Raw genomic sequence first — 13,507 nt, forward strand, 5'->3', positions numbered from 1 at the left:
TTCTCGCGGCGGGGTCGCGGACTCAGGGGTGCATCGTGAAGATCTTTCTGAGCTGGTCCGGGTCGGCCTCCCAGAAGTGTGCCGAACTGCTCGCCTCATGGTTGCTCTACTTCAGCGACGAGATCGAACCGTTCGTCTCCTCGGACAGCATCAGGAAGGGGGCGCGCGGGCAGACCGAGCTCAAGGAGCAGCTCGACGAGAGCTCCTTCGGAATCGCCTGCATCACCCGGGCCAACATCGACGCTCCCTGGATCACTTTCGAATCGGGAGCCCTGTCGAAGGAGGTCGACGAGCGGAAGGGACAGGTTGTGCCGTTCCTGCTCGAGGGCAGCCATAAGGACCTGGAGACGGCGGGCAGCCCACTGCGCCAGTTCCAGTCGACGCGGGCGCACGACGAGGCGGATGTGCTGAAAATGGTCAAGACCATCAATGCGGTCCTGCGTGAGTCTGCCCACCGCCACCCGGACGACACCCGGGTCAAGAACCTGTTCCGCAAGGTGTGGCCCGAGTTGCGGGACGGCCTGGCCGCGATCGACCTCACGGCGGACAGCGCCGAGCACGGTCCGCCGCGCAGATCGCCGGAGGAGCTCCTGGAGGAGCTGAGTTCGCTGGTGCGGGAGCAGATCAACCGGATCACCGACCTGGAGCGGGCTGTGGACGCGCTGCGTAACGGCCAGGCCAATCCGCCCAGGAAGCGGACCAGGTTCACCGGTGTCTACGACGAGTCGGTCCGCCTCGTCGATCCGCCGGCCGACATGTCGAGCGCGGATGAGACGGAATGAGACCGGCGATCAGGCACCGGCTGCGGACACTGTTCGGCACCCGACTTGGCCTGTCCACGACTGGCCGAGCCTCCGCCGTGCAGTTCGGCCTGCTGTCGGGCGCTGCTCAGCTGTATCTCACCTTCTGGCCGGACAGCTCCCTGCCGCGCGGCGCGACGTTTCTCACCATCGCCTGTCTGGCCCTGGCCGGCGGCATCCTGCGGTCCTGGCCCCGAGATCGCATCAGCCACGAGTTCGTCCGTCCGAGTTTCCGGGTGACCATCACGGTCGGCGACCTGTTTGACCAGTTGTGCCATCTCGTCATCGGTGGCAACGACGTATTCGACACCGACACTCGGGACGATCTACTGATCGTCCGCCGCAGCGTGCAGGGCCAGTTCTTGCACCGGGTCTACGCGGGCGAGGTCGCCCGGCTGGACGATGAGCTCGATGCTGCACTGGCCGGCACGCGTCCGGTCGGGGTGGAGGAGCGGGTGTCGAAGCGTGCCGGAAAGCTCTCCCGCTATCCCGTCGGCACAGTCGCCGTGCTCGGCTCTCCGGGACAGCGGTACTTTCTCACCGCGTACGGCACCATGGGCAACGACCTCACGGTCAGTTCGGGGCCGGACCAGCTCTGGCAGAGTCTGGGCGAACTGTGGCGGGCGGTGCATCTGCACGCCCGGCGGGAGGCGGTGGCCATGCCCGTGATCGGATCGGACCTGGCCCGCATCGACAGCATGGACCACGCGAGCCTGATCAAGCTGATCCTGCTGTCCTTCGTCACCAGTTCGCGGCAGTCGGTCGTGTGCAAGGAGCTGACGATCGTGGTCCACCCAGGGGATTATGAGCGCGTCGACATGCTGGAGCTGGCCGCGTTCCTGCGGACGCTCTGACCGCTGGCTCAGTTGGGAGGGCTTCGTGTGAGCCAGGTACCGGGCCGGGCGGACCGGCGGGCGCCGTATTTCTTTCTGAGCTACGCGCACACGCCGCGGTTTGGCTCATCCGCGGATCCCGACCACTGGGTCCATCGGTTGTTCCGGGATCTGTGCGACCACATCATGGCGCTGACGGACCATCCGGCGGGCCAGCCGATCGGTTTCATGGCCCGGGAGATGCGCTCCGGTGAACGCTGGAGCGACCGCCTGTCGGAGGCGCTCGCGACCTGCCAGGTGTTCGTCCCGCTCTACTCGCCGCGCTATTTCGTCAGCGATGCGTGCGGCAAGGAGTGGTGGGCCTTCTCCCAGCGCCAGGTCCGGTACCGGGCGTCAGGGGACACCACCGCCCGCCCGGCGATCGTGCCCGCGCTCTGGGTGCCGGTGCAGTCCGAGCATCTTCCCGATGCGGCGGTAAGCCTGAGCCACGATCACGAGCGGTTCGGCCAGGACTACGCAGCGGAGGGTCTGTACGCCCTGATGAAACTGCGTATGTTCCGTGAAGAGTACGAGCGTGCCGTCTACCGGTTGGCCCAGGCGATCGTCGCCACCGCCCGGCAGAACCCGATCCCCACTGGGGAATCGCTCGACTTCGCCGACCTGCCCAACGCCTTCGGGGCGCAGTCCGGCTCGCGTCGGCTGCGCATCGTCGTGGCCGCACCCAGCAAGCAGGAACTGCCGCCGGGGCGCTCGTCCCACTGCTACGGGCGCTCCGCCGTCGACTGGAATCCATTCCGGGTGAGCGATGCGGAAGCCACCCGTCCGCTCGCGGAGTTCGCCGCCGAGGAGGTGCGCCGACTCGACTACCTGACGACGATCCAGTCGCTTGGTGAGGCGGCAGGTGGTCTGCTCGCCGAGCGGCCGCCGGACGGGCCGACGCTGGTTTTGCTTGACAGGTGGGCACTGGCCGATCCCGGGCAGCGGGAGCTGCTGGCCCGGGTGGACCTGGCGGCACGGCCGTGGGTCAGTGTGATCGTGCCGTGGGACCAGTCCGACCCGGACAACGCGTCCTTCGGGTCCGAACTGCAGACCGTCCTGGAGAAGACCCTCCCACGCACTCTCCAACGCGGCCGAAGCGTCTCCCGGGCGGCCACGGGCGGGGTGCCGTCGCTGGAGGATTTCGCCGCCATCCTGCCGACCGTGATCCAGTGGGCGGCTGCGCAGTTCATCCGGTACGCCCCCGTCCATCCGCCCAAGGGTCCCGCGATCGCTCGGCCCCGACTGAGAGGACCCGTGGAGGAGGCGGCCGATGACCGCCGGGCGTGACGGGCAGATCATCACCTTCTACTCCCAGAAGGGCGGCACCGGACGGACTATGGCGGTGGCGAACGTCGCCTGGATCCTGGCCTCCAACGGTTACCGCGTACTGGCCTCGGACTGGGACATCGAGGCGCCCGGGTTGCACCGCTATTTCCACCCGTTCCTCGACGCCACGACCTCCGGCGCCACCACGGGCGTGCTCAACCTGTTCGCCGAGTACGTCGCGGACTGGCACACCAGTACCGAGTCGGAGGCCGACCTGAGGCAACGTCACGCCAGGGTGCTCCCGCATGCGGTCTCGGTCGACTGGACCTTCCCTGGCGGCGGGACCCTCGACTACATGCCCGCGGGGCGGCAGGACGGGGAGTACCTGACACATCTGATGAACTTCAGCTGGCGGGAGTTCACCGACCTGTTCGGCGGCACCCGGTTCCTGGACGCATTACGCCACGACATGAAGAGCCGTTACGATTTCACGCTCATCGACAGCCGGTGTGGGGTGAGCGATCTGGTCGGCCTGTGCACCATCGACCTGCCGGACGTACTGGTGAACTGCTTCACGCTGAGCTCGCAGAGTATTGAGGGCGCCGCCGTCATGGCCCGGTCCATTGCCCGGGAAGCCCATCCACGCTCACTGCGCATGCTGCCGGTTGCTATGCGGGTCGGCGATGGCCGGGGCACACGTCTGGCCGCCGCGCGAGAGCTGGTCCGCTCCTCCTTTCCGGGTCTGCCTGCCAACTACTGGGCCGGAATGGAGATCCCGCACCAGCCGGAATACACCTACGAGGAGACCCTCGCCACGTTCGGCGACCCGCCGGACGACCCGGACAGTCTGCTGACCGCCTTCGAGCGGCTGACGGACCGGATCACCGAAGGACACGCGCAACGTTTCCCGGCCCTCGACGACGATCTGCGCCGACGTCACCTCGCCTCGTACGTCCGTCCGATGTCCCCTGTCGCGACACCCTTGAGGCTGTGGTACGCGCCCCAGGACAGGATGTGGGCGGAATGGATCGACGCACTGCTTACGCGCTCCGGCTTCGAGGTGCTCGCGCCCGCCGTCGGCGCAGAGCCGTCCACCCCGGGCAGAGCGCTCCGCACGGTGGCGCTGCTGTCCTCGTCCTTCCTCCGCTCGCCGCAGTCCCGCACGCTGTGGGAGAGCGTCGGCGACGCCGGCCCCAGCGCCCCGCGACAGCTGATCCCCCTTCGCATCGAATCCGTCACCTTGACGGCGTCGTTCAACGACTATGACCCCGTCGACCTCACCTCCCTCGACGAGCCGCGGACGGCCGAAGCCGTCCTGCGTGGTGTTGGACTGTTCGGCGAGGCGGCCTTGCGGCCATTGGCGCCTGCGCGGCCCCGGTTTCCCGGACATGTGCCGGCCGTCTGGGAGGCCCCGCCGCGCAATCCGCTGTTCGTGGGTCGTGATCGGCTGCTGGACCGGTTGCACGCCACGCTCGACGTCAGCCGCCAGCGGGCCGTGATCCTCCCCCGTGACGGGCTCGGCGCGGCCGGGCGCACACAGCTCGCGGTGGAGTACGCCTACCGCTTCCAGGCGGCGTACGACCTGGTGTGGTGGATCCGTGCGGAGAGCCGGGAGTCGGCCCTGCTGTCGCTGGCGCAGCTGGCCGACCGCTTGGAACTGCGCAACGGCACCGGTGTGCCCGAGGCGGCGCGCCGGGCCCTGGACGCACTGGACCGGGGCACACCGCACGGCCGGTGGCTGCTGATCTACGGCAATGCGCACAGCCCGGAGAGCCTGTCCGGACTACTGCCCTCCAGCGCGCACGGGCATGTGCTGGTGACCTCCCAGGACCAGAGCTGGAGCGAGGCGATGGACGTCGTGGAGGTCGACGCGTTCACCCGAGAGCAGAGCATCGAGCTGCTCCGCAGGCGGGTTCCGGCGCTGACCGTCGACGACGCCGACCGGATCGCGGCGGCGGTGCAGGACATGCCGCTCGCGGTAGCGCAGGCCGGGTCGTGGCTGGCACAGACGGCGTCGGCCGAACTGTATCTGCGGGAACTGGCCGAGCAGAGCGATGCCTCCACCGCGGCCCCTCCGACTAGCCCTGCCCACCCCGCGGTCGCCGCCAGTACGCGGGTGGCTCTGGCCACCTTGGGTGAACGCGCCCCCGCGGCGCTGCGGCTGCTCGCGCTGTGCAGCCATTTCGCGCCGCTGCCGGTGCCGCTGGCCCTCGTGTACGCCGACGCGGCCCTGCACGTCCTGCGTCCACACGACGGCACGTTGCACGAGCCGATGCTGCTGGGCCGGGTGGTGCAGGAGATCAGCAGGCTCGGCCTGGCCGAGGTCGACCAGGCGGGTCACACTCTGAAGGTGCACCCCATCGTGCAGAGCCGGGTACGGGCCGCTCTCCCCGCCCACGAGATCGAAGAGGTCCGGCACGAGGCACACCGGCTGCTCAGTGCCGCAGGGCCACGACGCGACGGCTCTGGAACCGACGCGGACGCCCGGGCCTTTGAGAAGCTGTGGCCCCATCTCGACCACTCCGGGGCCGACGAGTGCCGGGACGACGACACCCGGGCCGTCCTCATCGAGCGGCTGCGCCGTACCGCGCAGTGCGGCATGCCGGAGCAAGCTCTGGAACTGGGGCGTCGTCTCGACCGGCGCTGGACCCAGGGCGGCGAGGGCGCCGACCACCAGGTGCTGTTGCTGCGCAGTCACCAGGCTGCGGCGCTGCGGGACCTGGGCGCGTACGCCGAGGCGTACAACCTGGACTCCGACACGCTCCGGCGACAGCGGAAGCTGCTGCCGACGGGCCACGCGCACACTCTGATGACCGCGGCGGGCCTGGCGGAGGACCTGCGGACGCTGGGCCGGTTCGCCGAGGCACTGGAACTGGCACGGGAGGTGTCGGCCGGGTTCCAGGAGTCGTTTGGCGAGGAACACCCGCAGACGCTGACCGCCTCCGGGGGCCTGGCCCGGTCCTTGCGTCTGGTAGGACACTACGCGGCCGCGCGGGAGCGCAGCCTGGCCACCTGGCAACGGCAGCGCGATGTGCTGGGGCACGGGCACCCGTCCGCTCTCGTGTCGGCGCTGGCCCTCGCCCGCGACCTGCGCGAGGTGGGCGACTACGCCGGTTCCGTATCCCTGCTGCGTTCCGCCCTGAAGGAGTCGCGGGGCCGGGACACACCCGGCGCGCTGCGCGCGACCGTCAGCCTCTCGGTGTCCCTGCGCCGCATGGGTGAGTGGGACGAGGCCGAAGCGCTCGCTCTGGCCGCCGACAAGGGGTACCGCGCCGCGTGGGACGGAGACGATCCTGACCGGCTGGCCTGCGGGATCAACCTCGCGCTCGTGACGGCCGGGACGGGCGACCCTGCTGTCGCGCGCACCGCCGTCAGCCGTCTGCAGCACCGTTTCGCTCGGGCCCGCGGTGGCGAGCACCCGGACACTGCCGTCTGCGAGCACAATCTCGCGGTCTGTTTGCGCACGGCCGGGGAGGCGGACGAAGCGCTGGCGACGGCCACCCGGACCGTGCAGCGGCTCGGCGAGTTCCTCGGCGACAGTCACCCGTACACGCTGTGCGGCAGACTTACGCTGGCCAACGCCCTCGGTGATCTGGAGCAGTTCGGCAGGGCGGAGCAGTTGCTGCGGTCCTGCGCCAAGGCTCTGTGTGACCGAGTTGGGGACAACCATCCGGACACTCTGATCGCCAACCTGGGCTTGGCAGTAACCCTGCGCTCGCTCGACCGCATGGCGGAGGCCGGCCGACTTCGGGACCAGGTCGTGGCCACGTTTGCCAAACGCCTCGGGAACGGACATGCATGGACCGTGGCGGCTCGGGAATGGCGGCGCGTCGACCGGGATCTCGAACCGCTGTTGCCTGCATAGCCACCGCGTAGTGGGCGATCACGGGTCAGAGGGAGATGGCCCCACTGCCACGACGGGATTTCCATGTCCCACACCAGTAAGAAACGGCTGGAATGGATGCTCCCTCCACCCTGGAACCAGTGAAGATCCACCATCTTGAAGTCGCTGGTCACGGGCTGGTGTGAATCGCTGATCGTGTTCTCGTACTGGTCACGGGCGGTTGTCGGAACTCAAGATCGTCTGCCGCTTCGGTGATCACGGATCCACGGGTGCCCCGGCGTGAGCGAGGCGCCTTTCCGTACGATCCGGGCGGGAGTTGCGTCAGGTGGCCAGGGATGCGGAACCGGGCCTTCGTGTGAGCTGATCACGGCCCGCAGGGCCGAACTGGAGGTGCAGGCGGAGAAGTTGAGCCAGCAGCTTCAGGAGGTGCGCAACGAGCTGGAGGAGCTCGCCGTCGCCGAGCGGGTCGCGTGCCAGCTGGTCGAACAGCTGCACGCCGAGACGGAACGGGAAGCGACGCCGACGCAAGCTGCCGGGCAGGTCGCGGGCCGTGCGGTGCTGCTGGTGCCGCAGCGCGAGCGGCGCAGACGAGCCGCACCTGGGGGATCTGCTGCTGGAGCGTGCCCGACGGGTGGATGCCCGGCACCGGGAGCTGCATCAGCGCCCGGTGTCGGCCGAGTCGCTGCGCAAGGAACTACGGATCGGCGCGCGCCGGTCGAGACAGCTGGTTGCGTCGGTGCGAGCGAGCCGCAACGGCAGCGATCGAAGTTGAGTACCTGGTCGACGTTCGCGAAAAGAGCCCAGTCCGCATCTTGTCCTTTGCATTCCAGATTGATGCTGCCGAACCACGATTCTGTCCAGCGAACGGCCGATTCCCCGGACTTGATTCCGTCTCCCGGGACCCCAAGTACGACGTCGAAGTGCACGCCTGCGCTCGCGGACACTCGCCTCCCTGAACGGTCGGGACTGTGGTCCCGCCCACGGGTTTGTGTCCGCTTCGTGATGCTGGTCCGCTCCTCGTGGGTTGGCGCAGCAGCAGCCGAGCGCCTCATCGACCGTGATCGCCTAGGGGAGAGCCTTGGAGGGCTACCGCAGCCGAAGGAGCAGGCCCGCAGGGCAGAAGCTGGCCAGTCGGACAGCTTGACCGCCGACCGGCCAGCCAGCATGTTGAGAGGGACGCGGACCGCGGAGGTGGCTTTGTTGAGCCCAGAGGATCCGATCGACTTATCTGTGTTCGAGCCGGGATTCACGCGCAACCCTTATCGCGTCTACGACGAGTTGAGGACCGGAAATCCCGTTTGCCGCGTCACGATGCATGGGCTGCGGGGCTGGCTGGTAACCCGGTACGACGATGTGCGCCAGGCACTCAGCGATCCTTCGCTGAGCAACGACAGGCGCGCGGCGTGCCCCGCCGCGCGCAGTGCTGCCTGGCTGTTCGCGGACGAGGCGTTCGATCTTCAGCACCACATGCTGCGCTCCGACCCACCCCGTCATACTCGGATCCGCCGACTCGTCAGTCATGCCTTCGCGCCGCGGAGTGTCGCCCGCCTGCAGATTCGGATCGAGCAGATCGCCCACGAACTCGTCGACCGGTTCGTCGAGCGCGGGAACGCCGAATTGATCTCCATGTACGCCTTTCCATTGCCCTTGATGATCATCATGGAGATTTTGGGCATCCCGCCCGCCGATCGAGAGCGGCTGTACGGCTGGTCGAACGCTCTGTCTGCCGGCGCCGCGTCCACCGAGGACGATGTCGTCGCGGCGCTGACCCGGATGCGCGACTTCTTCCGCGACCTCTTGGAACGTAAGCAGGACATGGCCGAGCAGCCTGAAGAAGGAGAGGCTCTGCTGGACATCCTGGCGGTCGCCCGTTACCAGCATCACACGCTTGATCAGGCCGAACTGCTCTCCAGCGCCTTCCAGTTGCTTCAGGGCGGCCATGTCACGACGCTGGGGCTGATCGCCAACGGCATGCTCGCGCTGTTGCGCGAACCGGACGCGCTGGCAGAACTGAAGAGCGATCCCGGGCTTATGGACGCAGCCGTCGACGAACTGCTGCGGTTCGATCCGCCGATGGAGATTGCCACCGTACGCTTCACGACCGCGCCGACCGGATTCGGTGGAGTGACCATCCCTGGGGGCGGTGAGCCGGTGCTCCTGGCACTCGCCTCGGCCAATCGCGACCCGGCGAGATTCGCCCGCCCCCACTCTCTCGACCTGCGGCGCGACAGTCCGGGGCATCTGGCCTTCGCCCACGGCGCCCACTACTGCCTGGGTGCACACCTCGCCCGACTCGAAGCGCGGATCGCCTTCCAGGTACTCATCCAGCGCCTGGACGACCTGGCACTGGCAGTGGACCCCGATGCACTCGAATGGCGTCCCAATCCGCATCTGCGACGCCCGGAGACCCTTCCCGTGACGTTCACCGTACGAGACCGACAAGAGGAGAAGCGGCATGGATGAAATCAAGTTCCGCAAGTCGTCGTTCTGCACGGATGCGCACGGCTGTGTGGAGGTGGGAAAGGCACGCGATGCCGTACAGGTCCGCGACGCCAAGGAGGCCGGTGGCCCTCGGCTGACTTTCGGCCGGAACGAGTGGAGCACGTTCGTCACGGAGGTGAAGGCCAGCGGGCTCAGTGGCTGACGCTTGTTCAGAGGGCTGCGGGACCGTCACCCTCAGCGCGCATGCGGCACGCCTCGCGGGCGGCCCGCGCCACTTCGTCGTCGGACCCAACCAGGACGTCGTGACCGGCCAGGCGCCTGCAGCCCTCGCTCAGCCATGACTGCCAGTCCCCGAGCCGCCAGATGCGCAGGGTACCGTCCTCGCCACCGGTGGCGGCATATTCGGCCAAGGGATCGAGCGCCAGCGCGAACACGGCTCCCTCGTGCCCTCGCATCGGCCGCGTCAGCCGCCCGCCATCCCGGTGCCAGGTGTGCAACGTGCCGTCCTCCCCGGCGGACACCAGCATGCGCCCGCCGGGATGGAAGCGTCCTGCCCGCACACCCCCCGTGTGGCCACGTAGCGGCTGGCCGAGCGCCTCTCCGTCGAGGTTCCACAGCCGTACGGTGCCGTCGTCACCGCAACTCGTCAGGGTTTGCCCGGATGGGCTGAATGCCACGTCCCAGGCGTGCCCGGTATGCCCGGTGAACGGCGGGCGGTACGGACTGCCGTCGGCGGCCCACAGCCGTACCGCGCCGTCCTCACCGATCGCGGCCAGCAGCGTGCCGTCGGGGCTGAACGCGACCCCGAGCACCTCGCCGCCGCCCCCGTCGAGCGGTGGGCCCTGCGGTCTGCCGTCCGGCCTCCACAGCCGCACGGTCCCATCGCGGCTTCCCGAAGCGATCATTCCTCCATCGGGGCGGAACCCGACGGCCATCACATCGGAGCTGTGGCCCGAGAGGGGGGAGCCGAGCGGCCTCCCCGAGAGGTCGTGGAGGCGTACCAGGTTGTCGCGACCACCGCTGGCGATCAGCTCGAAACCTTCCGGAGAACAAGCGACTGCGGTGACGCCACCCTCGTGCGCCTTCGGCACCGTCGCGCGGACGCGTCCGTCCCTGTCCCATATGCGCAACGCCCGGTCGCCACCCGCGGTGACCACGCCGAGTCCGTCCCGGGTGAAGGCAACCGCCGCGACAAAGTCGTGAGCCACCCGTGCGGGCCCGGCCTGATCGCCGTCGCTATCCCACAGTGCGACGGCTGCCGGGGCGCCGTCCGACACGGCCGGTGTGTACGGCAGCCAGTCCCACACGCGGACGTCCTGGCCTACCGCTCCAGTGAGCCAGCGGCTGTCCGCGCTCACCGCGATTCCACGCACGGACTGGCGGGGGCACAGCATCGGCGGATGAGCAGGGCTTCCGGAGAGGTCCCACACCTGGACTGTGCCGTCCTCGTCCCCGAAGACGAGAGCGGTCCCGTGGGCAGCGAAGGCGAGTGAGGTGACCAGTCCACGGTGGCGGGAACGCGACGGCGTGAGCACTCGCTCCGTGCCTGATGGCGTCGAAACCAGGCGGATGGTGCCATCCGCCGACGTCGTGGCCATCAGGTCGCCCGCCGGGCTGAAACGCACACAGGTCACGAAGTCGTCGTGAGCCCCTAGCCGCTCCGGGTTGATGTCCTGTCCAAGTCGCCACAACCACACGGAGCCGTCGCCGCATCCGGTCGCGAGTCGATCGCCGTCGGGGTGGAACGCCAAGGAGGCGATATAGCTGTCGTGCGTCAGACAGACGGGTGTTCCGCCCTGCGGGACGGACCACAGCCGGACAGTGCCGTCGGCGCACCCGGCGGCGACCGACCTGCCGTCCGGGGCGAAGGCCACCTCCAAGACGGCATCCTCCGATCCGACCAGCGGTGCTCCGACCGGCCGTCCGTGTGGGTACCAGAGCCGCACGGTCCGATCGGCGCCACTGCTTGCGATTACGGCGCCGTCCGGGCTGACCGCGACACTCAGTACATCGTCGTCGTGGCTTCCCAGCACCGTGGATGGAGCATTGCCTGACATCGGCCAGAGCCGCACCGTGCGGTCCTGTGAACCGCTGACCACCCAGCGGCCCGACGGGTCGATCGCCAGTCCCGTCACCAGCTGGGAGTGACCACGCAATACTGCGCGCTCCTTTACCGCGCGTACCGACGAGAACAGGCTGGCCTGCACGAACGGGAGCGGTTCGTCGCCGAACGCATGGAGATTGGCGCCGGTGACCGAGATCGCGGACAGCAGGGCACGGGCTGGGTCGAGTTGCTGTAGTGCCGACGCGTTCTCGGCGTCGACCCGCAGCTGCTGGATGAGTCCGCGCGTCTCGGCAATCTGTGCCTGTCGCTCTGCCTGGCTGCGCAGGTCCTCTTCGTGACGACGCTGCCGCTCGCGAGCTGACAGGCTGCCCTCCACGAACGCGCGCTGCCGGGCCTCCAGGTCGGCCGGTCTGGTGCGCAGCCAGTGCTCCGCCTGGGCGAGTTCGCGGCCGCGCAGCCAGTCGGTGTCGTCTTGATCGTCATCTGTGCTGCCAAGCCACGAGGCGAGTCGATACTCCAAGTTCTGTCGCCAGGCCAGGAACTGGCGGTCCTCGGTGAGCCAGGTCGTCAACTGTCCCCACTCGCGCAGCAGGGAATCGTGGATGAGCTCGGCCCAGACCTCGCCCGAACGCGTGTCGCGGGCCGTGACCACCAGGCGCGCGGTGACCAGCGAGCCCAGCACCTCACGCGTCTCGGGTGCCGACACACCTTCGACCAGCTCGGCCAGGGAACGCCTACGGCGGCTGTCGGGCGTGCCGTGGCTTTCGTCACCTAGCCGTGCAAGGGAGGTGAAGAGACGCCGCGCGATCGCTCTGGAGCTCCCCGGCAGCGCGTGGTAGGAGTCGTCGGCCCAGCGCTTGAGCCCGCCGGCCACCCCTCCCATCTCACGGAAGCGCGCCAGACCGAGCACCCCGTCGTCCTGGAGCTGCCACAGCTGTGACAGCGCGAATTCGATCAGGGGAAGCAGCGTGCTGCGGACGCCGCCCCCGCCAGAGGCGGCGATGGCGTCACCGACGACGGCCTGGGTGAGGCCGGCCTCCAGTGTCAGCCCGGTGCTGCGCGCCGGGCCCTCGATGATGTCGACGAGGTCCTGGTGTTCGAGATCGGCCGGGACGTTGACCAGGTGTGGAACCATCCAGTTGTTCATCAGGTCGGGCAGTTCGCGGGCCGAATGGCTGTAGAAGTCGTCGCGCATGGCCAGGACTACGCTGATACCGCCCGTCGCGGCGAGCCGCGCCAGCTCCCTCCCGCGGTGCTGCACCACGGACGGGTCGAGCGCGAAGAGCTCCTCGAACTGATCGATCACCAGCATCAGCCTGCTGCCTTCTCGCCCCGCCAGTTCCTCCTCTGCCGAGCCGAGCTCGGCTGGGCGTCGGACGACGATCGTCCACGCTTCGCTGCCTCGCAGGTCGCCACGGCGTAGGCCGGCGATCAGTCCTGCTCGCAGCAGCGAGGACTTTCCACTGCCCGACGGGCCGAGAACGGCGAGGAAGGCGGGCCGGGCAGCCAGCGCGCTGATCAGGCTTTTGGTGACCCGGTCGCGACCGAAGAAGAACGGCGCGTGCTCCTCCTCGAAGTAGTCGAGGCTGCGGTACGGGCAGACGTCGACCATGCTCAGGCGCGGGCAGATGGACCGCAGGACCTCTGTCGGTGTGGCGAAGGCTGTCTCGCCCATGCGCCCGTACCGATCCACCGGGGCGATTGCGCTCACCATGCCTGCGACCCTGCCGCTGGCAACGTCGACCACCGGTCCTCCGCTGAACCCCTTCGAGGTTTCGGTTGTTTCGGTGAGCTGGAGCGACGTCACCCCGGCCGGATCCGTGACGAGGTCGCCCAGAATTCCGTACCCCCACAACCCGGACGTGGCCCGGAGACGCGGGAAGCCATACGTGCTGAATCGGTTGCCTGCGCTGCCGGCTGCCCGCCGCAGTCCGAGCGGCCTGGCACCGGCGGGTGGTTCGCCCCGGATCTGGAGCAGCGCTACGTCCTCACGGGTGGGGTCGCGCCAGTACTCGGGGATCACGAGGGCATCCCGCCCCGCGCCGGTCATCAGGAACTCGACTCGCACCGTGCTGCCCGCCTCGGACCCGGACTCGGCGATCACATGAGCGCAGGTGGCGACGAGCCCGTCCGAGGTGAGCAGAAAACCCGTCCCGAGGGTGCTCGCATCCGGGCCGAGAATGCGGACGACGGCCGATCTGGGGTCCTGCTCGGGCAC

Annotated in this window: 8 protein-coding genes; 6 read left to right on the forward strand and 2 right to left on the reverse strand. The window is 68.8% G+C overall.

The window, feature by feature from the left end; all coding sequences use genetic code 11:
- Positions 1-35: 35 nt before the first annotated feature.
- Genes ACTWQR_RS39880 through fxsT form a run of 4 tightly spaced genes read left to right on the forward strand, consistent with a single transcriptional unit; the run spans position 36 to position 6,803 of the window.
- Entirely contained in the window at positions 36-782 is a 747-nt protein-coding gene (locus ACTWQR_RS39880) for a TIR domain-containing protein (RefSeq protein ID WP_443232150.1), read from the forward strand.
- Positions 779-1,654, forward strand: coding sequence for a macro domain-containing protein (locus ACTWQR_RS39885; protein ID WP_443232151.1), 876 nt, complete (start codon positions 779-781; stop codon positions 1,652-1,654). The genes ACTWQR_RS39880 and ACTWQR_RS39885 overlap by 4 nt, the downstream gene beginning before the upstream one ends.
- 27 nt (positions 1,655-1,681) lie before the next feature.
- A complete protein-coding gene (locus tag ACTWQR_RS39890; RefSeq protein ID WP_443232152.1) occupies positions 1,682-2,959 on the forward strand; it encodes a TIR-like protein FxsC in 1,278 nt (425 codons plus the stop codon).
- A complete protein-coding gene (fxsT, locus tag ACTWQR_RS39895) occupies positions 2,943-6,803 on the forward strand; it encodes an FxSxx-COOH system tetratricopeptide repeat protein (RefSeq protein ID WP_443232153.1) in 3,861 nt (1,286 codons plus the stop codon). The genes ACTWQR_RS39890 and fxsT overlap by 17 nt, the downstream gene beginning before the upstream one ends.
- 300 nt (positions 6,804-7,103) lie before the next feature.
- On the opposite strand, the gene ACTWQR_RS39900 is transcribed toward fxsT, so the two are convergent.
- Positions 7,104-7,277 carry a hypothetical protein gene (locus tag ACTWQR_RS39900; RefSeq protein ID WP_443232154.1) on the reverse strand — a complete coding sequence of 58 codons (174 nt, stop codon included), beginning with the start codon at positions 7,275-7,277 and terminating at the stop codon, positions 7,104-7,106.
- Between the two features lie 705 nt (positions 7,278-7,982).
- On the opposite strand from ACTWQR_RS39900, the gene ACTWQR_RS39905 reads away from it, so the two are divergent.
- Both ACTWQR_RS39905 and ACTWQR_RS39910 read left to right on the forward strand, forming a co-directional pair.
- Positions 7,983-9,245: a cytochrome P450 family protein gene (locus tag ACTWQR_RS39905; protein ID WP_443232155.1), complete on the forward strand. Its 1,263-nt coding sequence runs from the start codon at positions 7,983-7,985 to the stop codon at positions 9,243-9,245.
- A complete protein-coding gene (locus ACTWQR_RS39910) occupies positions 9,238-9,426 on the forward strand; it encodes a DUF397 domain-containing protein (protein ID WP_443232156.1) in 189 nt (62 codons plus the stop codon). Before ACTWQR_RS39905 ends, ACTWQR_RS39910 begins: the two co-directional genes overlap by 8 nt.
- Before the next feature lie 7 nt (positions 9,427-9,433).
- Here the strand turns inward: ACTWQR_RS39910 and ACTWQR_RS39915 are convergent, their stop codons facing one another.
- Positions 9,434-13,507 carry an nSTAND1 domain-containing NTPase gene (locus ACTWQR_RS39915; RefSeq protein ID WP_443232157.1) on the reverse strand — a complete coding sequence of 1,358 codons (4,074 nt, stop codon included), beginning with the start codon at positions 13,505-13,507 and terminating at the stop codon, positions 9,434-9,436.

This window comes from Streptomyces sp. 2A115 (genome assembly GCF_052245575.1).
In the GTDB taxonomy this organism is placed as follows: domain Bacteria; phylum Actinomycetota; class Actinomycetes; order Streptomycetales; family Streptomycetaceae; genus Streptomyces.

Bases quoted from the DNA above. Each gene is read 5' to 3' on its own strand.
- ACTWQR_RS39910 (WP_443232156.1), top strand. From the start codon at position 9,238: ATGGATGAAATCAAGTTCCGCAAGTCGTCGTTCTGCACGGATGCGCAC.
- fxsT (WP_443232153.1), top strand. From the start codon at position 2,943: ATGACCGCCGGGCGTGACGGGCAGATCATCACCTTCTACTCCCAGAAG.
- ACTWQR_RS39885 (WP_443232151.1), top strand. From the start codon at position 779: ATGAGACCGGCGATCAGGCACCGGCTGCGGACACTGTTCGGCACCCGA.